The sequence below is a fragment of the Duganella sp. BJB476 genome, assembly GCF_003416895.1.
Lineage (GTDB): Bacteria > Pseudomonadota > Gammaproteobacteria > Burkholderiales > Burkholderiaceae_D > Rugamonas.
In genome coordinates, this window is sequence record NZ_QVIO01000001.1 from 1,084,806 (window position 1) to 1,106,100 (window position 21,295).

A 21,295-nucleotide genomic window follows, 5' to 3' on the forward strand; every position below is an offset into this window, starting at 1 on the left:
TTCTCAGAAAGCGTAGGTGGCGCCAAGCACCCAGGCGCGCGGCGAGCGCGCCGGGTAGTTGTTGTAGCGTAGTCCGTCGTCCTGGGTTTGTTCACGCGCCAGTTGCACGGTCCAGTTGCCGATGGGGACACTGGCGCCCAGCCGCAGGTCGTAGCGCGAACTGGCCGGTATGCCGGGCCAGTCCATGCTGCGTTGGGTGCGCAGCAGGCCGGCGTGGGCGATCAGGTTGACGCTGGGGTGGACCGGATAAAACAGATTGACCTCGCCGTACATGGCGCGCGCCATGCGGCCCAGGTAGCGCGGCGCGTAGTACAGCCGCGTGCTGACGCGCTCGCCCGACGCGCCCACATAGCATTCGTTGAAATCATTGTTGTGCAGCTGGGTGTAGCTCGAGCGGCTGCAGCCGGCTTCCACGCTCCAGCCCGAGCGCAGCCGCAGCGCGTAGCCGCCGTAGGCTTGCAGCTTGGCGCCGTGCACATCGCCGATCGAAAAGCCGCTGCCGAACAGGCCGGCGTACCAGCCGCTGGCGTGGTCCAGGTTGAGCGTGAATTGCGGCGACGGCCAGTCGTCGCCCAGCGACTGGCCACGATAACGGTAGTCCGATTGCAGCGCGACGCTGCCGCTGACATCGGTCTGAGCCAGGGCCGGCCGCCAGGGCAGCAGTGGCAGTATCGCAAGGAGAGCGAACGTGGCGCGCAGCGTCACGGGCCGACGCCACGTTGCGTGAGACCGGCGGCGGTGCAGGAACAGCTGCAATGACGGAGCAGGCGGGAGATGGTGGCGCATGCATCGATATTAACAGTGTTCAGCGTTTCGCCGGGTTGCAGCAGGCGCCGCAACTGTGCCGGCGTGGCGTTCGGTTGCAGCTGCTCCATCAGCGCCAGCATGCCGCTGACGTGGGCCGCCGCGTATGAGCTGCCGCTGACAAAGGACCAGCGCCCGCCGGGCGCCGTGGTCGGTACGTCGTTGCCGGGCGCCAGCAGCGGCGGGTCGCCGGTGGCAGTGGGCGGCGCCGCCTGTTTTCCGGCCTCGGCCTGCGAGGCCACCGCCAGCACGCCGCGATGGCTGGCCGGGAAGGCCGGTCCGCTGGCCCTGGCGTCGACCGCGCCGACCACGCCGATGCCGCGTTCCATGGCCACGTCCAGCAGCCGGTCCAGCAGCCGGTCCGGCGGTCCGGCCAGGCTGAGGTTGATGATCTGGGCGCCGTTCAGGATGGCGTAGTTGAGCGCCTTGCTGAGCGTGAAGCTGTTGCAGCGGGTGGCCAGGTCGGCCTGCTGCCAGCAGGCGCGCAGGCCCATCAGCCGTGCCTGCGGCGCCACGCCGAGGATGCCGCCGTGGCCGGCGCGCGCGGCGATGATGCCGGCCACGGCGGTGCCGTGGTTCTCGGGCGGTGTGGCGCCGTTGTCGACGAAGTTGGCGTTGACCGCCAACTGGCCCAGCAGGTCGGGATGGCTGCCGTCGATGCCGCTGTCGACCACGGCCACGCGGATGTCGCGGCCGGTGGTCTGGCGGTGCAGCTCGGCCACATGCCAGTAGCGCGCCGCCGGCTGGACCGGGTACAGCGCGTCGGTGGCGGGCGGCGGCAGTGGAGCATCGGCGGCGCTGCGGGACGGAATGGTGGCCATGCCCTCGAAACTCGCGACCGGCTGCGCCCACTCCACTTGCGGGTCGCGCGCCAGGCTGGCGATGATGCGTTCGGCATTGTCCTGGTCCGGGTAGCGCATCACGTAGCAGTCCAGGCCAAGTACCGGCATGGGCCAGTCGTCCACCAGCGTCAGGCCGTGCTGGCGGGCCAGTTCTTCGGCGCGGCGGCGGCGCGCGGCGCGGCTGCTGTCGTCGATGTAGCGGCCGCCGTAGCTAGCGTCCGGACGGAAATGCGTGGCGGGCAGGCGCAGCATCACCAGCAACTGGTGTTCGCCGGGAGCGTGGCTGGCAGGGGCCAGCACGGGGCGCAGCGTTTCATCGCCGGCCGGCGGCGCCGCTTGCGCCATGTCGGCGGCGGAGGCGGCAAGCGGATTCCCGGCCAGTCCTGCCAGGCAGGCCACCATCACGCCGACCCGGAGCCAGTAGGTGTTCAAGGCGCGCCACTCCCGTCCAGTGCCTCGGCCAGCTTGACGGCCGGATCGGCGCGCAAGCTTAGCAGGGCGTGTTCGCGGCCGGCGGCCGGCACGTTGAGCAGGTAGGCGTCGGTCACGGTCGGGCCGTCGACCACGCGGGCGCCCTGGGCTTGCAGGATGCGGCGCAGCTCGCGTTCGGTGGTGTCGGGCTGGAAGATCACCACAAGGTTGCCGCCGCTGCTGACGGCCGAGCCGAGCACGTGGTAGGGCGCCGGTTCGCTGTCGGGGCGCAGCAGCAGCGCGCCCAGGCCGATGATCGCCACCCATTGCGCGGCCACGGTCCAGCGCAGCCACGAAGGCTGGTTGGCCGCCGCCGCGCGCCACCACGATACGCGGCCGGCGTTGACGGCCGGCGACGGCAGGGATGCCGGCGCGGTGTGCTCGGTGTGTTCCTGCGGGCCGAGTGCGGGCATCAGCCGCGCCAGGGCGCGTTCCATGTCCACGCCTTCCGGCACCGCATCGGAGGTGACCGCTTCGGAGGCGGCCGCTTCGGCGCGCAGTTCGCGTTCCCATTCGAGATCGCGGCGGCATTCCGCGCAGGACTGCAAATGCTCCTGCACCCGCTGCGTTTCCTCCGGCGCCAGCTGCCCGCTCGCATGCCAGGGCAGCAGTTCCTGCACCGCCTGGTGGGCCGGGATATCCATTCTGAAGATGCGCCCGTTCATTGGCTGCTCTCTCTTTCGTTCCACAACAAATCCTTCAATCTGTGCCGCGCATGAAACATGCGGGTCTTTACCGTGTTCAGCGGACACTCCACCACGTCGGCGATATCGTTGTAGGCCATGTCGTGGTAGTAGGTTAGCACCATCACGGCGCGCTGGGCAGGTGGCAGCTGGTCCAGCGCCTCGGCCACGGTTTGCTGCAATTGCTGGCGCTTCATGGTCTGCTCCGGCTGGTTGCCGCTGTCGTCCTCGTACAGCGACGCATCCGACTCCACGGGTTCGTCGCTGGCCTTCAAGCCCTTCAAGGTCTTGCGGTAGGCGATCGCAAAGACCCAGGTGGACACCTTGCAGCTGCCGTCGAAGCTGGCGGCCTTTTGCCAGACCACCAACATGGTATCGTTGACCACTTCCTCGATCAGCGCCGCGTTGCGCGCCATGCGCCCGATGAAGCGCGACAGGCGCGGAAAATACGCCCGATACAGCGCTTCGAAGGCGACACGGTCCCCGGCCGCTATCCTGGCCAGCAGGCGCACCTCTTCCGATTCCGGGTTTGGGCCGCCCATCCGGCCCCGTTCCTGTTGCATCCGCCATCCTCCATTTTCCCGTTAATACCTTGCCGAGCGAAAACGGTTCTACAAGTTGGGAAATTTAATGGTCCCATGCTACCACCACGATTCTCGGCTAACATGGCGCACATGAACCTGAACGTACAAGTTGACCATCTGTCCGGTTTCCTGCAGCGGCACCGGCGCGTGCTGGTGCTGACCGGCGCCGGCCTGAGCACCGCCTCCGGCATCCCCGATTATCGCGACAAGGACGGCGTCCGGCGCGGCCGCAACCCCATCCAGGGGCCGGATTTCCGCAAGTCGGAAGCGGTGCGGCGCCGCTACTGGGCGCGCAGCATGGCCGGCTGGCCGACCCTGGCCCAGGCCGCGCCCAATGCCGGTCACCAGGCGCTGGCCCAGCTGGAAGCGGCCGGCCGCATCGATGCGCTGATCACCCAGAACGTCGACGGCCTGCACCAGCGCGCCGGCACCAGCAAGTTGATTGAGCTGCACGGGAATATCCACGGCGTGATCTGCCTGGACTGCCGCGCGCTACACCGCCGCGCCGACATCCAGGCCTGGCTGGTCGAGGCCAATCCGGCGCTGGCTGCCAGCGCGGCGGCCGGCGTGGACAGCGTGGTGCCCGAAGCCCGTCCCGACGGCGACGCCGAAGTCGAACTGGACGCGCTGCAGGATTTCCACATGCCGTCCTGCGATGCCTGCGGCGGCACCTTGCAGCCGGACGTGATCTTCTTCGGCGATAACATCCCGGCGCCGCGCACGGCGGCCGCGCTAGCCATGATGGAGCAGGCCGACGCCTTGCTGGTGGTGGGTTCGTCGCTGATGGTGTTTTCCGGCTACCGCTTCTGCAAGCTGGCGGCGGCGACGGGCAAGCCGATCGCCGCCATCAACCTGGGCAAGACCCGGGCGGACGACCTGATCGGCCTGAAAGTGGAGGCGACGGCCAGCGAGGTGCTGCCGCGCCTGTTGTAGCTCAGTGGAAGCTTAGTTCCGCTGCAACATCGAGCGGACGATGGCTTCCTTGGCCAGCACATAATCCTGGCCGGCCAGCACGAAGTTGGTGTTCGGCTGGATCACCTTGATGTTGATGAACACCATGTCGGAGGTCTCCGCATACGAACCGACCACGATCGCCTGCGCATTGTGGGCGGTGGCCACTTCGCCGATCTCGCGGGTGAGCATCAGCTCGCCCTGGTTGCGCTTCAGGTAGACGCTGTTGCGCAGCTTCATCTCCAGCATGCTCAGGCCACCTTGCGCCAGGCGCGTCGACAGCTGCTCGGACACCAGTCGGCCCAAGGTGGTGGTCTGCTCCAGCGCATCGATGTTGACGATGGTGGCCATGATCAGCGGCTTGTCGGCCATCAGCTTGCCGTTCAGCTGGTGCATCAGCGAATCGGCGGCCTTGTAGTTGGCGTCGATGAACTGGTTCGAGGAAATGGTCGAATAGTTGCCTTCGTCCTTGACGGGCGTGGAGGAGCAGGCGCCCAGCAGCAGCGGCAGCGCCAGCACGGAGGCGCGGGCCAGGGTCAAAACGTGGGTCGGCATTACATGTCTCCGCGGACTTTGAACAGTCGGGTCAATTTGGGTTCTTCCGGCTCGGGATCGACGATGCCATACAGAATACGGTCGCTATCGGCCACGTAGTAGGCCGAGGTGCTGCGCGCCACGTAGCGGAACTGGTCGGAGACCGAGACGGTGACGATGATTTCAGTCCTGGGCGTCGCGCCGGGAGCGAACTGGGCGTTGAACCAGTCGTAGGAATCCCAGGCGCCGGCGCCTGCCGCCACGCCCGCCAGCAGCGGCGCTTCGATCTCGCTCAGCACCCAGACGCCGGTGGCCAGCGCGGCGCGCTCGCCGTGGTAGCGGTATTGCGGACGGTTGGCGGTGAAGGTCACGGCCTGCACGTCCATGTCGATCTTCAGCGAACCGGCCGGGCTGCGCGTCACGATGTAGCCGTCGTTGACCAGCGAGGTGGTCAGCTGGGTGGTCAGCGCACGCTGGAACGGGGTCGGTTCGCGCGGTTCGTTCAGGAACACCGGGCGCGGCGGGCTCTTCTTGAGCTCGGCCACGATGCTTTTCTCGATATTGTCGGAAATGACGCCCCAGTGGTAGGCCGCCTGCAGCTTGGCCTGCTTGGTGGTGGGGAAGTTGCTCGCCACCGGGGTCGGCGTGTAGCGCGACGCACAGCCTGCTAACAAGATACCGGCTGCCAGAGCCATTGCAGTTTTCAGCGCCATCATTGCCTCGTCGTCAAAAGTCCGAATGTGAAATCATTCTTCTGCCAGTTTAGCATGGGTGTTTCTAATTAGAAACTCGTCGGGCAATAAAAAACCCGGTGCGGGACCGGGTTTTGTACAGGGCGCGCAACAGTGTCGCGGGCTTTTTTAACGGCGATTGGTCTTCATGGCGGCCGCCACCTCGCGCTTGCCGTCGCGGTCTTTCTCTGTGGCACGTTTGTCATGCATTTTCTTACCCTTGGCCAGGCCGATTTCACATTTGACGCGGCCGCCCTTGTAATGCAGGTTCAACGGCACCAGCGTGTAGCCGGCGCGCTCGACCTTGCCGATCAGCTTGTCCATCTCGGCGCGGTGCAGCAACAGCTTGCGGGTGCGGATGGCTTCCGGGTGGATGTGGGTGGAGGCGGTCGGCAGGGCGCTGATGTGGGCGCCGAACAGGAACAGCTCGTCGCCCTTGATGGTGACGTAGGCTTCCTTGATCTGCACGCGGGCGTCACGGATGGCCTTGACCTCCCAGCCTTCAAGGACGATACCGGCTTCGTAGCGGTCTTCGATGAAGTAGTCAAAAAAGGCTTTTTTGTTATCGGCTATGGTCATGGGATGGTATCGGTTAAACTACTGCTTCGCGCACAGAAACGCGAATAATTCAACATCATAGCAAATGGTTAGCCAATGGCAGTAGTGCACAAATCAGTTTTCCTCGGATATAGCGCGCAACAGATGTTCGATCTGGTCGCCGCGATCGAGGACTATCCCAAATTTCTGCCGTGGTGCGGTGGCGTGGAAATTCGCGAACGCAATGGAAATACGGTGACGGCCAGCGTCGGCATCAACTATCACGGGGTCAAGCAGAGCTTCACCACCTCCAACGAAAACACGCCGTCGACCGAGATCAAGATGAAGCTGGTGGACGGTCCTTTCAAGTGCCTGGACGGCGTGTGGACCTTCAAGGCGCTGCGCGAGGATGCCTGCAAGATCGAGCTGGACCTGCACTACGAGTTCTCCAGCGCCTTGCTGGCGCAGCTGGTGGGGCCGGTGTTCGGCATGATCGCCAACAGCATGGTCGATTCCTTCTGCAAGCGGGCGGAAACGGTTTATGGCGGCTGACACCTACAACGTCGAAGTCTGCTACGTCAGCGACGCGGTGCAGTTCCTGCGCCCGCTGCGGGTACCGGTGGGCACCACCATCGAGCAGGCCATCGCCCTCAGCGGCGTGCTGCAGGAAGCGCCCGAGGTCGACCTGGCCACGATGCAGGTCGGTATCTACGCCAAGAAGAAGACGCTGGACACCGTGCTGCGCGAACATGACCGCGTCGAAATCTACCGTCCGCTGATCGCCGATCCTAAGAACGCCCGCCGGCGCCGGAAATCACAGGCCTGAGCCCCGTTAATATCGCATGCGCCGCCTTGACGCGGGCGGGGATGGGATAGTTTTTGTTCGCCAGCATGACGATGCCGATCTTCTGCTGCGGCACGAAGGCCACGTAGGCGCCGAACCCGCCGGTGGAGCCGGTCTTGTCGAACAGCGTGCTGGCCGAAGGCGTGCGTGGCGGCGTCAATTGAACCGCCGGATTCGGGTCGTAGATCACGTTGCTGGAATTGCCCGCTTGTAGGGCGTCCAGCGTGACGGGGTAGGGATACTGTTCCCAGCCCAGTCCCTGCACCATGCTGCCGATGTCGAAGTGGCCGGCATGCGTGGCTTCCACCGCGCGGCGCAGCGGTTCAGCCAACTGGCTGGCATCGATGTTCGCCTGCACGAAGCGCATCATATCGGCCGACGTGGTCTTGACGCCGTAAGCCTCCGCATCGAACATGCCGGGATTCACCCGCACCGCCTTGTTCTCCTTGTTGTATCCCCATGCGTAATGGGCCATCGCGCCAGCCGGCACGTGTATGTAGCTGTGCTTCAGCCCCAGTTGCGGGAACAGCTGGGTCTCCATTGCGTCGGCAAAGTCGCGCTTCAGCGCCAACGCCGTGATGTGTCCGAACAGGCCGATACTGGGATTGGAATACTGGCGCTGCGCGCCCGGCTTCGCTTCCGGCTTCCATTGCTGGAAATAACTGAGCATCTGCTGCTGGCTCTCCACCTCGTCGGGGAATTGCAGCGGCAGCCCGCCGGCGGTGTAGGTGCCCAGGTTGAGCAGGCTGGCCTTGTCGACCGGGCTGCCCTGTAACTGCGGCATGTACTTGCCGGGATGGTCGTCCAGCGACAGTTTGCCGAGCACCTGCGCGTAGGTGGCCAGCGTGGCCGTGTAGGTCTTGCTGATGGAGCCCAGCTCGAACAGCGTTGCTTCGCTGACCGGCGTTTTCTTTTCGCGCGAGGCGAGGCCGTAGTTGAGGAAGTAGGTCTTGCCGTCGACCGTCACGGCAACCGCCATGCCGGGCACCTTGTGCTCCGCCATGATGGGGCGTATGGCGGCATCGACGATGGCGCGTATCTTCGCGCTGTCGTCGGCGGCCGAACTGGTGAGGGAAAGGAGACACAGGGAGGCGAGGGCGATGGCGTAGCGATGCAAAGTAGCGATTCCTTTTTATGGTGCGGCGTCGTGCGTTAAAAAATTACGCACTTTCGCCTGCTTGAAAAACTCAGTATGCCAGACCTCCGATTGTTTTTGCAGTGGCGTACCGAAGCTCAGCATGCGGTCATCGGCGACTTGCGCATGCGGCAGCAGCACGCCGTCGTAGGGGACGACCACGTCGTTATCGGTCTCCAGCAACATGCGGCTGAGCAGGGCGCCGGTACGTTCCAGCGCCGAGGTGCCGAAATCGAAATCGGCGCGCGCGTAATAGGTGCTGGCGCTGGTCAGCAAACTGGCGCCTTCGTTCAATTGCGCGATCAGCGCCGAACCGCTTGCCAGCGCCTGCACGCTGGGCCGGTCGAAGCCCAGCGACACTACCATCCGCGCCAGTCCGATCACCAGGTCCAGCGCCATGCCGCCGCTGAATGAGGCCAGCATCGCCGCCGCGTTGAGGAAGTTTTCGACGTCGTCCGGCGACGCCAGCGGCGATCCCTGGTTGGCCGCCGCCACAAAGTAGACCTTGCCCACGCTGGCGATACGGCCCACGCGCTGCTGGCCGACGGCGGCCAACACGGCGTCCTGCGCATGCGGCGCGGACGACAACAATGAGCGCACCACCAGGCCGCCACGGCTGTGGCAGACGATGTCGACCTCCCAGCCGGCATCGGCCGGCAGATGCGACAGCAAGTCCAGCGCATTCTGCTGCGGCGTCTTGGCGATGGTCCAGTGATCGTAGCCGAACACCTGGTCGTCGTATTGCGCCAGCAGCCGCTGCATGGTGTCGTCGGCGGCCAGGTCGCTGAAGGCGCCTTCGATGGAACTGAATATTCCGTGCACGAACAGCAGCACCTTGCGGCCGCGCGAGGCCGCCAGTTCGGCCGCCGTCGCCGGCTGGCGCCAGCCGTGGCGCAGGCTGAGCAAGCCCTCGGGCTTGTTGTGGGTTTCGATGGTCTCGATCATCTGCTGCGTCATGTGCTCCTTCACCCGCAAGGCCGCTTGCTTGATCCAGTCCATGCGGCCGGCGGCAGCGTGGGCCGCCAGCAACTGCGCGCCACGCAGCGGAAACACGAACTGGATGCAGCCGCTGTCCTTGTGGCGCACGATGTTCAGGTTGGTGTCGGCAATCTGGGCGGCCGGCAAGGCTGGCGCCGCGGCCAGCGACAAAGGCGGCACGACGATCTCGGGCGCGGCGTCGGCCAGCGCGCGTTGTAGTTCCTCATGCTTTGAGAATTGCATGCTTATCTCCCGGTGGTTCTGGCGTCAGTGTACGACGCGGCGGCCGATCGCCGCGCCGGATTGCGCAAGCGCGGCAACCTGAGCTACACTCATCGACACCGCACAACCTGGATCCATGATGAAGCGCTGCCGGATGATTCTGACTGCCAGCTTGTGCTTCGGCCTGGCCTTTGCCCACGCGCGCGAAGACTGCCCGGCGGTCACGCGTGTGGGAATCAGTGACCTGGGCTACACCTCGTTCCGCGAAGACGGGCATATACGCGGCATTTCGGTCGACGTCGTCAAGGAAATGGCGCGCCGCACCGGTTGCCAGTTCGAATTCTTCTGGTACCCGCGCCAGCGCCTGTTCGTCGAGCTGGAGGCGGGCCGCATCGACATGACTCTGGCCGCGCTGCGCACGCCGGAGCGCGACGCCTACGCCAGCTTCCTGCCGTATGCCTACCTGCAGTACGACCTGATCCTGGCGGAGCCGGCCGGCCAGCACTATGCGAGCCTGGGCGATTTTGTCGCGCGCGGCACTGGCAGGCTTAACGTCACGCGCGGCATGGCGTATGATGCCGCCGTCGAAACCCAGCTGGCGCTGCTGGCCTCGGCGGGCCGGCTGGAGGTGGTCAGCGATTTCGAGACCGTGTTCGGCAAGCTGGAGATGGGCCGCGCCGACGGCACCCTGGCCACGCCGCCGATCTACGCCCGGCACCTGAAGTCGCGCAACTTCAAAGCCCGGCTGTCGGTGATTCCATTGCCGGAGGCGACGGCGCAATTTACCGGCGTCTATCTGTCGAAGAAGACCCTTGGCGCCGACGTGCGCGGGCGCTATGCCGCCGCCGTCAAAGCCATGGTGGCCGAGCAGGTGGTGCCGGTCCTGTATGCCCGGTATTTCGACGACGCCACCGTCAAACGCATATTCCGTCAGGGCCCGGCACCGTTGCTGGCCGCCCTGGCGACCGGCAACTAAGCGCTCGCGCCAGGCCTCAGGCGCTTTCGCGCGCCATCAGCGTGAAGCCGAGGTCGATCTGGCGGCTGGCCGGCTCTTCGCCCTTGATGACGGCGCGCAGCAGCCTGGCCGCCTCGTAGCCGATGCGGTAGCGCGGCGTGGCGACCGTGGTCAGCGAGGGATTCATCCAGGCCGAGGCCGGCAAATCATTGAAGCCGCAAATGGCCAGCTGCGACGGCACTGCGATGCCGCGCCGCTGCGATTGGTAGACGGCGCCATGCGCCAGGTCGTCGTTGCAGCAGAAGATGGCGTCGCAGTCCGGCGCCTGGGCCAGCATGCGTCCCAGCAGTTCGGCGCCCAGCGCGATGGTGGACGGCTCGCCCACCATCACCTCCAGCTTGCTGTCGGCCAGGCCCGCTTCGCGCATGGCCTGGCGGTAGCCTTCGGCGCGGCGCAAGGTGCGCTCGTCCAGCTGGGCGCCGATGAAGCCGATGCGCTTGTGGCCTTTCTCAATCAGGTAATGTGTCATCGCGTGGCCGGCCTGCACCTGCGAGAAGCCCACCGTCAGCTGGGTGGTGTCGGTGGACATGTCCATCATCGACACCACCGGCACGCGCGAGTTGGTCAGGATCTGCTGCACCCGCGGGCTGTGGCTCAGGCCGGAGAGCAGCATGCCGTCGGGATTCGACTGTAAATAGGTGCCGATCAGCTTTTCCTCTTCCTTGTCGGAATAGCGGGTATTGCCGATCAGGATCTGGTAGTCGTCGGCGTCCAGCGCATCCTGGATGCCGGCCAGCACTTCGGTGAACACCGCGTTCGACAGCGACGGCACCAGCACCGCGATCACCTTCGATTGCGACGAGGCCAGCGCGCGGGCGGCGCGGTTGGGCACGTAGCCCAGCTCGGCGACGGCCTGCTCGACCCGGTCGCGCAGCGCCTGCGACACCATGTCCGGCTGGGTGATGGCGCGCGAGGCGGTCATGGTCGCCACGCCGGCGCGTTCGGCCACCATGGCCAAAGTGATGCGGCCGCTGGCGCGGCTCTTGTTCGCTGCTGTCTTGATCATAGGAGGTAGCCGGTGGCGCTTGTTGATAGCGATATCATACGGCAGCTTGCCTTCGCCCCGACAGGGGCTATTTGCAGCCAGCCAACACTTTTTGGTTCTTTTTCGCCATTTCGGCGCGTTCGGCGTCGTCCATGATGCCGCGTTCGCCGTTGCTGTCGTAATTGGTCATGCGCACGCCGTCGGCCAGCGCTTGCTGGTTCTTGCGGGCGGCGTCGCAGTTGGCGGCGATGTCGGCCTTTTGCCTGGCCTCGTCGGCGGCCTTTTTGTCCGCAGCGGCGGCATCGGCTTTGCGCTTGTTGAAGTCGGCGTTCCGCTCGGCCAGCGTCGGCGGCCGCTTGACGGGACTTTCCGGCGCCGCGTCGGCCGCCGGGGCTTCGGCCTCGGCATTGGGGTTGAACGGCGCCTTGCCGGGGGCCTTCAGGATGCGCTGCTCCGGCACCGAGGGCGGCGGCGGGCGGTCCGACAACTGTTTGACACCCTTGTCGTCGAGCCAGATGTACTGGGCCATCGCCAGCGAGGAAACGGCCAGCAGCAGGGCGCCGGCCAGGCAATGCAAAGTACGGTCAGTCATGGTAATGCTCCTGTAAAGCAAGCACTGATTTCGCCATGATTTACGGCAACTGTCAACTGTAAAGAAAAAAGCCCGCCGTCCGAGGTGGACGACGGGCTGTCGGAGCTGGCTGCCGGACCGGCCAGCCAGGCGCCGGGTTTGCTTACCAGCCTACATCACGCAGCAGCGGGAAGGACAGGTCGTTCGGCGGCGTGACCTCGTGGGTCAGGTCGTTGTTGATTGCCGGTTCCATCAGCAGGTTGGGGAAGGCGCTGACGTCGTAGTGCGATACCGACGAACCACCCTGGTACGGGTTAGGTGCGAACATCAGCAAACGTCCGGCCGCATCGGCGCCTGCGCGCAAGGCCAGGTTCACGCCCAGGTTGGCAAACACGTTGGAGTGCAGGCGGGTGCGCTTGGCCAGGGCCACTTTCAGCGCAATGCCGTCTTCCTGCGAGATGCGTACCGCTGGAATGGTGACGCTAGGATCGGCGCCGCCCAAGCCTGGCGGTGGCGAACCCGGAGCGTTGTCGGCGACGATCACGCCGATCGCGCCGGCATCCTGCACTGCCTTGGCTTTGACGGTGAAGGCGCAAGTGCCGCGGTCCACCAGTGCGATCTTGCCGTTGACGGCGGCGGCGTTGAGTGGCGACAGCGCGCCGCAAGCCAGGCCGAGGTTAGGCGCGGTATCGACGACTGGCATGATCTCGCCGGTCATGCCAGGGCTGCTGAGGGTCGGGCCGAAGCTGGCGGTGCCAACCTGAAGGGCGCCGGCGATGCTGGCAGGGCTCAGCAGCGTCAGCGCTGGCGCGCCTTGCTGCAGCACGGTGCTGACATAGCTGTTGGCGATCGGACCGTTCCAGACCAGCTTGCCGGATTTCAGCGACGAGGCGACGCGCTCGGCGTCCGTCATGTCTTTCCACAGCTTGTTGGTGGTGGTGTCCTTCAGGTAGAAGTCCCAGATACTCGGGGTGTTGTCCAGCTGCGCGCCGGTCGAACCGCTGGTGTAGGTCTGGAAGCCCAGGCCGTGGCCGAATTCATGGGTCAGCACGGTCACCAGGTCGACGGCGCTGCCGTGGTTGGCGTCCAGGCCCAGGTAGAACGGCGAACCGGCCAGGCAATTGGCCTTGCCCAGGTTGATGTTGAAGCGGGCGCGGATGTCGGCGGTCGTGGCGTCAGGATCGGCGCCGGTCAGCTTGCCGGTCTGGGCCTTGCCGAACCAGGCGCCGGCTTGTGGTGCGCCGGCGAAGTCGCGGAACACCTCGGTGGCACCGGCACTGCCGAGCACTGCCGAAGAGGAGGTGCAGGTCAGCGCTTCCCAGGTGGCCAGCACGCGGATCGGGGTGGTGCTGGTCAGCGTGGCGCCCCATTTGTTGGCGGCGGCCTGGAAGGCGTTCAGGCGCTGCACGCCCAGCGTGGTGCCGGCGTTGCCGCCGACGGGAGCGACCACGGTAGGGTCATTGAAGCCGACGTTGGCCGGATCGCCGTTGACGATCACGATGGTCGCGGCAGCAAAGCTGGAGGAGGCGAACAGGCAGGCGGCCGCAGCGGCCAGGGCGTTCAGGGTAAAGCGCTTCATTGTTGTTCTCCTTTCACGGCAGGCAGGCTAGGGCCGTGCGCCAGGTGGTGGGCGACATCTTCGCCGGGGACGCAGGATTCGACCAGATTGCCATCGGCATCTTTATGGATGACGGCAAAGCTGGCGGTGGAGTCGTCCAGCTTGCGGCCGACGCCGCCTTGAGCGGTGCTCAGCGGCGCAATGCGGCCGCCCAGCGCTACGCGGCGGCTGACCTGGGCGCTAGCGCTGGCGGTCGGCACGGCGGCGGCGGCCAGTTCGGCGGCTTGCTCGGCCGATGGGCCGACCAGCTGGCCGGTGGCTGCATCTTTATAGGCGACCAGGCCGGCGCCTGCCGGTGCGGCGGTCGCGCTCAGCTCAGGCGCGACGACGACGCGCGAATTCGGGAAGCTCATCAGGCCATTGGCGCCGGTTTGCGGCTCGGCCGCTTGCGCCACCAGGGTGCTGGCCGACAGGCCGGCCAGTGCCAGCAGGCGCAGTTGTTTCTTGCGGCTGACTGCCACCACGCCCAGGCCCAGCAACAGCATCAGTGCGGTGGTCGGTTCCGGCACGGCGCTGATGTTGACCGAGTCGATGCCGATGGTATCGCCATTGATCGCGGTATTGTCCACGACATAGCGGAACGCGTAGCGTCCGGTGGTGGAGCCCGACAGGCCAGACAGGGTCAGCGAATTGTTGCTCCAGCCGTTGTCGGTGGAGGCGCTGTAGGTTTGCAATAGGTGGAAGTCGCCGGTCGACGTGGCAGTGCTGCCGACATTGCTGCTGGCGCCAGCGGTGCTGTAGTAAACCTCGACGGTATCGATTGCACCTACCTCAGCGAGCAGGCGCAACGAAAAGTTCAGCTTCTCGCCATTTGCCATGGCCACTTCCGGGGTGATCAGCCAGTTGCTGATGGAGCCGCTGAAGTTGGTATTGCCGTTGTTTGCCGAGATGTAGGAATCGCTTGGGCCTTGGGCGGCGTGGAAGGCGAAGTCCTGGCCCTGGTACCAGCTGGTGGCGCCAACGGGATTGCTATTATTGGTCATCACCCAGCCGCTGGAGGCGAGCGTGCCGATGTCATTGAATCCTTCGGATAACAAAGGACTGGCGAAAGCGGAGCTGGTGGCGGCGGCGGCCGCGAGTCCGATCAGGTATTTATTAAAGTTCATGATGCCCCAATGGTATTGTTTGCTTGCATACAATTCTCTACGGCAAGCGAGCGCGTTGAACATGTCAGATAGCAACGGTTGTGTGCATCTGGCCCAAATGACTACGTTTAATAAAGTACAGCAATTTTTCTTGGCTATCTATATATATTATTTATAAGATATCCACGACTGGCCGGCTGAAAACGCTTCCAAGCCTCATGCTAGCTAGCACAGCAGTAGTTTTCCACGCGGGCAGAAATTGTCGGAAAATAGAGGCTTTTTTACAACATATCCTGGAGGGTAGATTGAAAGGAAAATAAATTCCATCGGCGCCGCGGGACGTCTCCCGGCAGCGCGAAGAAGTTTCAGACAGGCCACTGCTTTTTCTGTATAATCTGCTTTTGCGCCTATAGGAAATGCTATGCGTCTACTCCAAAAAGCACTCACGTTTGATGACGTGCTTCTCGTCCCCGCGTACTCGAATGTTCTGCCTGCCGATACGTCCCTCAAAACTCGTCTGACCCGTAATATCAGCCTGAACATCCCGTTGCTGTCCGCAGCGATGGATACGGTCACCGAAGCCCGCCTGGCGATCGCCATGGCACAAGAGGGCGGCATAGGTATCATCCACAAGAACCTGAATCCCAAGGATCAGGCTCGCGAAGTGGCGCGCGTCAAGCGTTTCGAGGCAGGCGTGCTGCGTGATCCGATCACGATCCCGCCGACCATGAAGATCCGCGACGTCATCAAGCTGACCGAGCAATATGGCATTTCCGGCTTCCCTGTCGTCGAAGGCAAGGAAGTGGTCGGCATCATCACCAACCGCGACCTGCGTTTCGAGCAGGAACTGGACGCCGAAGCCCGCGCCAAGATGACCCCGCGTGAAAAGCTGGTGTTCGTCAAAGAGGGCGCGGAAGGCGCCGACCGCGACGAAGCCAAGCGCCTGATGAACAAGCACCGCCTCGAGCGCGTGCTGGTCGTCAACGACGCCTTCGAACTGCGCGGCCTGATCACCGTCAAGGACATCCAGAAATCCACCGAGCACCCGCTGGCGTCGAAAGACTCGCAGGGCAAGCTGCTGGTCGGCGCCGCGGTCGGCGTGGGCGCCAAGGATGAAGAACGGATCGAACTGCTGGTCGCCGCCGGCGTCGACGTGCTGGTGGTCGACACCGCCCACGGCCACTCGCAAGGCATCCTCGACCGCGTGAAATGGATCAAGACCAAGTTCCCGCATGTGGACGTCATCGGTGGCAACATCGCCACCGCCGCCGCCGCCAAGGCGCTGGTCGAGTACGGCGCCGACGCGGTCAAGGTCGGCATCGGCCCAGGCTCGATCTGCACCACCCGCATCGTGGCCGGCGTCGGCGTGCCGCAGATCACCGCGATCTCCAACGTCGCCGAGGCGCTGGAAGGCACCGGCGTGCCGTGCATCGCCGACGGCGGCATCCGCTTCTCGGGCGACATCTCCAAGGCCCTGGCGGCCGGCGCGTCGACCGTGATGATGGGCTCCATGTTTGCCGGCACCGAAGAGGCACCAGGCGAAGTGATCCTGTATCAGGGCCGTTCGTACAAATCGTATCGCGGCATGGGCTCGCTGGGCGCCATGTCCGACGGTTCGGCCGACCGCTATTTCCAGGACGCCACCATGAAGGCCGACAAGTTCGTGCCTGAAGGTATCGAAGGCCGCGTCGCCTACAAGGGTAGCGTGCTGGCGATCATCTTCCAGCTGGTCGGCGGCGTGCGTCAATCGATGGGTTACTGCGGTTGCGCCACCATCGACGAACTGCGTAACAAAGCCGAGTTCGTCGAGATCACCTCGGCCGGCATGCGCGAATCGCATGTGCACGACGTGCAAATCACCAAGGAAGCGCCGAACTACCGTTCCGGCGACTAAACAGTCCTTGCAACGCCGGCTTAGCTAAGCCGGCGTTTTTCTATTCTTTACCTCTCCAGTACATTACTCATGCACTCAAAAATCCTCATTCTCGATTTCGGCTCCCAAGTCACCCAGCTGATCGCGCGCCGCGTGCGCGACTCCGGCGTGTTCTCGGAAGTGTACCCGTATGACGTCAGCGACGAGTTCGTGCGCAACTACGGCGCCGCCGGCGTGATCCTGTCGGGCAGCCACAGCTCGACCCTGGAAGGCGACGCCCCGCGCGCGCCGGACGCCGTGTTCGAACTGGGCGTGCCGGTGCTGGGGATCTGCTACGGCATGCAAACCATGGCGGCCCAGCTGGGCGGCAAGGTCGAGAACGGCCTGGTGCGCGAATTCGGCTACGCCGAGGTGCGCGCCCGCAGCCACACCAAGTTGCTCGACGGCATCAACGACTTCGTCACCGACGAAGGCCACGGCATGCTGAAAGTGTGGATGAGCCACGGCGACAAGGTGCTGGACATGCCGCCAGGCTTCGTCCTGATGGGCAACACCCCGAGCTGCCCGATCGCGGCCATGGCCAACGAAGAAAAGCGTTTCTACGGCGTGCAATGGCACCCGGAAGTGACCCACACGGTGCAGGGCAAGGCCATGCTGGGCCGCTTCGTGCACGAGATCTGCGGCTGTAAATCGGACTGGAACATGCCGGACTACATCTCGGAAGCGGTCGAGAAAATCCGCGCCCAGGTCGGCACCGATGAAGTGATCCTGGGCCTGTCCGGCGGCGTCGATTCGTCGGTGGCCGCCGCGCTGATCCACCGCGCCATCGGCGACCAGCTGACCTGCGTGTTCGTCGACCACGGCCTGCTGCGCCTGGACGAAGGCAAGATGGTGATGGATATGTTCGCCAAGAACCTGGGCGTCAAAGTCATCCGCGTCGATGCCGAAGACCAGTTCATGGGCCACCTGGCCGGCGTCGCAGATCCTGAGCAGAAGCGCAAGATCATCGGCCGTGAATTCGTCGAAGTGTTCCAGGTCGAGTCGGGCAAGCTGGTCAACGCCAAGTGGCTGGCGCAAGGCACCATCTACCCGGACGTGATCGAGTCGGCTGGCAAGGGCAAGAAAGGCCAGACCATCAAGAGCCACCACAACGTCGGCGGCCTGCCGGAGACGATGAAGCTGAAGCTGCTCGAGCCGCTGCGCGAACTGTTCAAGGACGAAGTGCGCAAGCTGGGCGTGGCGCTGGGCCTGCCGCATGACATGGTCTACCGTCACCCGTTCCCTGGCCCGGGCCTGGGCGTGCGCATCCTGGGCGAAGTGAAGAAGGACTTCGCCGACCTGCTGCGCCGCGCCGACGCCATCTTCATCGAAGAGCTGCGCAACACTCCGTACGAGCCGGTGGTGGTGCCAGGTTTCGACCAGGACAGCGTGCCGACCAATTGGTACGAGGCGACGTCGCAAGCGTTTGCCGTGTTCCTGCCGGTGAAATCGGTGGGCGTGATGGGCGACGGCCGCACCTACGAATACGTAGTGGCCTTGCGCGCCGTGCAGACGCAGGACTTCATGACCGCGCACTGGGCGCACCTGCCGCACGCGCTGCTGGGCAAGGTGTCGAACCGCATCATTAACGAAGTGCGTGGCATTAACCGCGTGGTGTACGACATCAGCGGCAAGCCGCCTGCGACCATCGAATGGGAGTGATTTCCTAGCCGGCAGCCGCTGGCGCTGCCTGGCAAACGGATGAGAAAAAGCCCCTGATTTTCAGGGGCTTTTTCTTTTTTCGATTATTTGGGCGCGCGCGTATTGCGGCGGAGCGCCCCGACCAGCATGCCCAAGCCCAGCAAGAACATCGACGCCATGCCCGGTTCCGGTACCGGGCTGGTAATCTCCCGCGCGATGAAGGACAGGTTATCCGCGTAGCCATCGTTGTCGTTCGAAGCGAGACGCTCCATCGACAGCCAGAACGACAGCTTGCTGGTGCCAGCAGGCATGATTCCCACGGACTCCCGGTAGTACAGGCCTGTCTGGTTGCCGCGATCTTGCGGGGTGACGGGACCGATCTCGGCGTTTCCTATCGTATTGTTCGCCGCATCGAGAAACTGCACATAGAACAGTGCGTTGTCGCCCTGGGCGGCCCAGCCGCCGAGCCATCCGCTCAGGGAATAGGAACTGTTCCGGGCCGTCGGCACGCCGAAGTCCAGGGTCTGAGAGCCCACAGCATACTGCCCGAGGCCGGCGAACATCTTGGTTCCGCGATCGACCGGGCCAGGCTGGGTGGGAAGCACCCAGTTGCTGCCATAGTCCACCGACTGAACCATGTTGTAACCCGTGTAGCCGCTCCAGCCGCTCACGCCTGCTTCGGCATCGCCGTTGACTATGAGGTTCTGGCCGTAGATGACGTCAGCCTTGCCACTACACGCCACGGCGAACAAGGCCGCGGCAACGAAAAATCTGCACTTCATGAAAAGCTCCTTATAAAAGTCAAATGACGCGGTACTGGTCAAGTTGCGCTGCCCCGCGCATCGCAGGGTCACTGATGGACGGCAAGCCGTTTTCCAGATGGCCGGCGAAGCGGCGCAACCAGCCCGGCAAGCCAGCCACACGCAGGCTGTAGTCGTACCAGTTGGAACTCGATGCCAGGGGAAGCCGGACGGCGCTCCTCGAGCGTGCGACGACGCGCACTTCCAACGGCTTGCTCGCGTAATACTTGTTGGCGGTGAGTAGGAAGGTGCATGGCTGTGCGCCATTGTTGACCAGGTCAATGAGCAACTCGCCGGCGCTGCGTTCGGCGCGCAGGCTGATTTCCGGCCATGCAGCGTTGCCATCACCGCGCACGTCTCCAACGATGTGGCGATGAAAGCCGTTCGGTCCCAGTACCCAGAGATCGTAGGCAGATGCAGTGTTCCAGCGGCCTGTGAGCTGTTTGCCAGGTTCGACCGTATAGCGGCGCGGGACCTGGTCCAACGCCAGGCGGTCGTACACATGAAACACCGCCCCGGCTTCGCCCAGGTTGTCGAATCTGAGCTCCACCTGGCCGCCTCCGACCGGCACCTGTGCCTGCACCTGGAGTTCGTAGGGCAGAGCGCGTGCCGGACGCACGCCGGCAGCCTGGACGGGTGCCGTCAGGGTGGTCGGCGTTGCGGGTACCTTGGTGTTTGGCAGGCTCAACGCCATCGAACGCCGCGCGGCCGTTTCCGGCAGCAGTTGCGTGAAGCCGTTGTCGTTCGGGTTGGCGAAGTCGAAACAGGACAACAGGTTGCCGCTCACCGCACGGCGCCACGGGCTGATCAGCGGCTCGCGCACACCGAAACGCGCCTCGATGAAACGCACCACCGATGTGTGGTCGAAGACCTGCGAATTCACCCAGCCGCCCTTGGTCCACGGCGAGATGACATACATCGGAACGCGCGGCCCGAGACCGTAGGGGCGATGGTGCGTACGTGCATCGGCGCCATTGAGCACGTGATGGTACTCGCCGGTCGTGTCGACGGTCGACGCACCGGCGAGCTGCGACTGCGCCGGATTGCTGCCGTAACTCGTGTACGCAGGGACCGCCGGCGGTGGCATGTGGTCGAAGAAGCCGTCATTCTCGTCGAAGTTGATGATCAGGACCGTCTTGCTCCAGCTCTCAGGATTGGCGGTCAGGGCGTCCAGCACGCGCGCGATGTAGTCGGCGCCCGACGCAGGACTGGAGGGACCCGGGTGTTCGGAGCCTTCGGCGGTCGCGACGACCCAGCTGACCTGCGGCAGGCGGTTGGCAAGCACGTCGGCCTTGAGCAGGTCGATGTCACGCGTCGTGGTGCCGCGATCGCGCAGGGATTGCGAATAGCCCGGCCGGCGATACCACGCGTTGCGGAACGAGCGGAATCCCGCCAGCGAGTTATCGGTGAAGTTGTCCGCCATGTTCTGGTAAACCTGCCAGCTGATACCCGCCGCTTCGAGTCGCTCCGGATAGGTGGTCCACAAGTAGTCGGTGGACATGTCCGGATTGAAGTCGTCGCGGCTGTTGTCAGTCGAAGGGCCGCCTGCAGCCGCCAGGGGATCGTTGTGACCGCTGAACAGAAACAGCCGGTTGGTGTTGGTACCGGTCTGGGTTGCGCAGTGATAGTGGTCGCAGATGGTAAAGGCACGCGCGAGCGCGAACTGGAAGGGAATGTCGGCGTCAGCGTAATAGCCCATCGCGCGGTTCTGCTTGACCGTGCACCAGTCATTCATACGTCCGTGGTCCCACGCCAGCTGGGCGTCGAGCCAGGCATGTGGCGTCCCGGCCACGCGCATGACTGGAAAGTCCTGCACCGTGTTGAGCCGGAACGGCGCGATGGCGCTGCCCTGGGGCCAGTTGGGCCGGCCAGGCACCGGCGCCCCGCCGACAGAGCGCTGCACGAAGACCGATTTGCGATTGAAGAGATTTTGCCGGTCCATCACCGGAATCGGAAAGGGATCACCGAATCCCCTTACCCCTTCCAAGGTGCCAAAGTAATGGTCGAAACTGCGGTTCTCCTGCGTCAGCACGACGATATGCTCAACATCCTGCAGGCTACGAGTGCGCTGGTTGGCGGGGAGGGCCAGCGCCTTCTGGATGGACGGTGGAAACGTCGCAAGCACGGCACTGGCGCCGGCCGACTTGCCCATTTTGCGGAGGAAGTCACGTCGGCTCATACATGCACCTGCGTGCCTGCGAGCGCGAATTTGAAGATATGCATTTGATTGATCCAGGTCGATTGTCAGGGAAACATGAAAACTGTAGTCATGCAGGCAACAACTTACGTAACAATGATGAAATGTTGATGACATGGCATGCAATTGATAGCACTTCACCTAGTCGGTGACTT

General features: G+C 64.3%; 21 protein-coding genes. 6 read left to right on the top strand and 15 right to left on the bottom strand.

What is annotated here, in order from left to right; translation table 11 throughout:
* Positions 1-3: 3 nt before the first annotated feature.
* The 4 genes from D0T21_RS04820 to D0T21_RS04835 are packed head-to-tail and all read right to left on the bottom strand — an operon-like array spanning position 4 to position 3,342.
* Positions 4-705: a TorF family putative porin gene (locus tag D0T21_RS04820; RefSeq protein ID WP_116988670.1), complete on the bottom strand. Its 702-nt coding sequence runs from the start codon at positions 703-705 to the stop codon at positions 4-6.
* The gene (locus D0T21_RS04825; protein WP_229211335.1) at positions 702-2,078 is read right to left on the bottom strand and encodes a S8 family serine peptidase; all 1,377 of its coding nucleotides are present in this window, start codon (positions 2,076-2,078) and stop codon (positions 702-704) included. Before D0T21_RS04825 ends, D0T21_RS04820 begins: the two co-directional genes overlap by 4 nt.
* On the bottom strand, positions 2,075-2,761 hold the full coding sequence (locus D0T21_RS04830) for a zf-HC2 domain-containing protein (RefSeq protein ID WP_229211336.1): 687 nt from the start codon (positions 2,759-2,761) through the stop codon (positions 2,075-2,077). The genes D0T21_RS04825 and D0T21_RS04830 overlap by 4 nt, the downstream gene beginning before the upstream one ends.
* 17 nt (positions 2,762-2,778) lie before the next feature.
* A complete protein-coding gene (locus D0T21_RS04835; RefSeq protein WP_307720698.1) occupies positions 2,779-3,342 on the bottom strand; it encodes an RNA polymerase sigma factor in 564 nt (187 codons plus the stop codon).
* A 123-nt stretch (positions 3,343-3,465) separates the two neighbouring features.
* Here D0T21_RS04835 and D0T21_RS04840 point away from each other — a divergent pair, with 123 nt between their 5' ends.
* Complete coding sequence (locus tag D0T21_RS04840) at positions 3,466-4,317, top strand: NAD-dependent protein deacetylase (protein ID WP_116988673.1); 852 nt, start codon at positions 3,466-3,468, stop codon at positions 4,315-4,317.
* 12 nt (positions 4,318-4,329) lie between these two features.
* On the opposite strand, the gene D0T21_RS04845 is transcribed toward D0T21_RS04840, so the two are convergent.
* The 3 genes from D0T21_RS04845 to smpB form a co-directional block, all read right to left on the bottom strand.
* Complete coding sequence (locus tag D0T21_RS04845; protein WP_116988674.1) at positions 4,330-4,890, bottom strand: FlgO family outer membrane protein; 561 nt, start codon at positions 4,888-4,890, stop codon at positions 4,330-4,332.
* Positions 4,890-5,564, bottom strand: a complete 675-nt coding sequence (locus tag D0T21_RS04850) for a hypothetical protein (protein ID WP_116988675.1) — start codon at positions 5,562-5,564, stop codon at positions 4,890-4,892. Before D0T21_RS04850 ends, D0T21_RS04845 begins: the two co-directional genes overlap by 1 nt.
* Positions 5,565-5,729: 165 nt before the next feature.
* Positions 5,730-6,179: an SsrA-binding protein SmpB gene (smpB, locus tag D0T21_RS04855; protein WP_020702788.1), complete on the bottom strand. Its 450-nt coding sequence runs from the start codon at positions 6,177-6,179 to the stop codon at positions 5,730-5,732.
* A gap of 75 nt (positions 6,180-6,254) precedes the next feature.
* Between smpB and D0T21_RS04860 the strand changes: the two genes are divergently transcribed.
* Together D0T21_RS04860 and D0T21_RS04865 are read left to right on the top strand one after the other, a co-directional pair.
* Positions 6,255-6,689: a type II toxin-antitoxin system RatA family toxin gene (locus D0T21_RS04860; protein WP_116988676.1), complete on the top strand. Its 435-nt coding sequence runs from the start codon at positions 6,255-6,257 to the stop codon at positions 6,687-6,689.
* Positions 6,679-6,963 carry an RnfH family protein gene (locus tag D0T21_RS04865; protein WP_116988677.1) on the top strand — a complete coding sequence of 95 codons (285 nt, stop codon included), beginning with the start codon at positions 6,679-6,681 and terminating at the stop codon, positions 6,961-6,963. The genes D0T21_RS04860 and D0T21_RS04865 overlap by 11 nt, the downstream gene beginning before the upstream one ends.
* Here the strand turns inward: D0T21_RS04865 and ampC are convergent.
* Both ampC and D0T21_RS04875 read right to left on the bottom strand, forming a co-directional pair.
* Positions 6,926-8,098, bottom strand: a complete 1,173-nt coding sequence (ampC, locus tag D0T21_RS04870; protein ID WP_229211337.1) for a class C beta-lactamase — start codon at positions 8,096-8,098, stop codon at positions 6,926-6,928. The genes D0T21_RS04865 and ampC overlap by 38 nt on opposite strands.
* 15 nt (positions 8,099-8,113) lie before the next feature.
* Positions 8,114-9,337 (bottom strand): triacylglycerol lipase, encoded by a 1,224-nt coding sequence (locus tag D0T21_RS04875; RefSeq protein WP_116988679.1) that lies wholly within the window; start codon positions 9,335-9,337, stop codon positions 8,114-8,116.
* Between the two features lie 133 nt (positions 9,338-9,470).
* On the opposite strand from D0T21_RS04875, the gene D0T21_RS04880 reads away from it, so the two are divergent.
* Complete coding sequence (locus D0T21_RS04880) at positions 9,471-10,292, top strand: ABC transporter substrate-binding protein (RefSeq protein ID WP_158567957.1); 822 nt, start codon at positions 9,471-9,473, stop codon at positions 10,290-10,292.
* 16 nt (positions 10,293-10,308) lie between these two features.
* Here the strand turns inward: D0T21_RS04880 and D0T21_RS04885 are convergent, their stop codons facing one another.
* From D0T21_RS04885 to D0T21_RS04900, 4 genes are all read right to left on the bottom strand, one after another.
* Positions 10,309-11,337 (bottom strand): LacI family DNA-binding transcriptional regulator, encoded by a 1,029-nt coding sequence (locus tag D0T21_RS04885; RefSeq protein WP_116988681.1) that lies wholly within the window; start codon positions 11,335-11,337, stop codon positions 10,309-10,311.
* Between the two features lie 67 nt (positions 11,338-11,404).
* A complete protein-coding gene (locus D0T21_RS04890) occupies positions 11,405-11,908 on the bottom strand; it encodes a DUF4124 domain-containing protein (protein WP_116988682.1) in 504 nt (167 codons plus the stop codon).
* Positions 11,909-12,050: 142 nt separating this feature from the next.
* On the bottom strand, positions 12,051-13,466 hold the full coding sequence (locus D0T21_RS04895; protein WP_116988683.1) for a PA domain-containing protein: 1,416 nt from the start codon (positions 13,464-13,466) through the stop codon (positions 12,051-12,053).
* Positions 13,463-14,611 carry a choice-of-anchor J family PEP-CTERM protein gene (locus D0T21_RS04900; protein ID WP_116988684.1) on the bottom strand — a complete coding sequence of 383 codons (1,149 nt, stop codon included), beginning with the start codon at positions 14,609-14,611 and terminating at the stop codon, positions 13,463-13,465. The genes D0T21_RS04895 and D0T21_RS04900 overlap by 4 nt, the downstream gene beginning before the upstream one ends.
* 400 nt (positions 14,612-15,011) lie before the next feature.
* On the opposite strand from D0T21_RS04900, the gene guaB reads away from it, so the two are divergent.
* Both guaB and guaA read left to right on the top strand, forming a co-directional pair.
* Positions 15,012-16,484 carry an IMP dehydrogenase gene (gene guaB / locus D0T21_RS04905; protein WP_070271573.1) on the top strand — a complete coding sequence of 491 codons (1,473 nt, stop codon included), beginning with the start codon at positions 15,012-15,014 and terminating at the stop codon, positions 16,482-16,484.
* Positions 16,485-16,553: 69 nt separating this feature from the next.
* Positions 16,554-18,164, top strand: a complete 1,611-nt coding sequence (gene guaA, locus D0T21_RS04910) for a glutamine-hydrolyzing GMP synthase (protein ID WP_116988848.1) — start codon at positions 16,554-16,556, stop codon at positions 18,162-18,164.
* An 83-nt stretch (positions 18,165-18,247) separates the two neighbouring features.
* Here guaA and D0T21_RS04915 read toward each other — a convergent pair whose 3' ends face one another.
* Both D0T21_RS04915 and D0T21_RS04920 read right to left on the bottom strand, forming a co-directional pair.
* Positions 18,248-18,925, bottom strand: coding sequence for a PEP-CTERM sorting domain-containing protein (locus tag D0T21_RS04915; RefSeq protein WP_116988850.1), 678 nt, complete (start codon positions 18,923-18,925; stop codon positions 18,248-18,250).
* A 19-nt stretch (positions 18,926-18,944) separates the two neighbouring features.
* Positions 18,945-21,122 carry a phosphocholine-specific phospholipase C gene (locus D0T21_RS04920; RefSeq protein WP_116988852.1) on the bottom strand — a complete coding sequence of 726 codons (2,178 nt, stop codon included), beginning with the start codon at positions 21,120-21,122 and terminating at the stop codon, positions 18,945-18,947.
* Between the last annotated feature and the right edge of the window lie 173 nt (positions 21,123-21,295).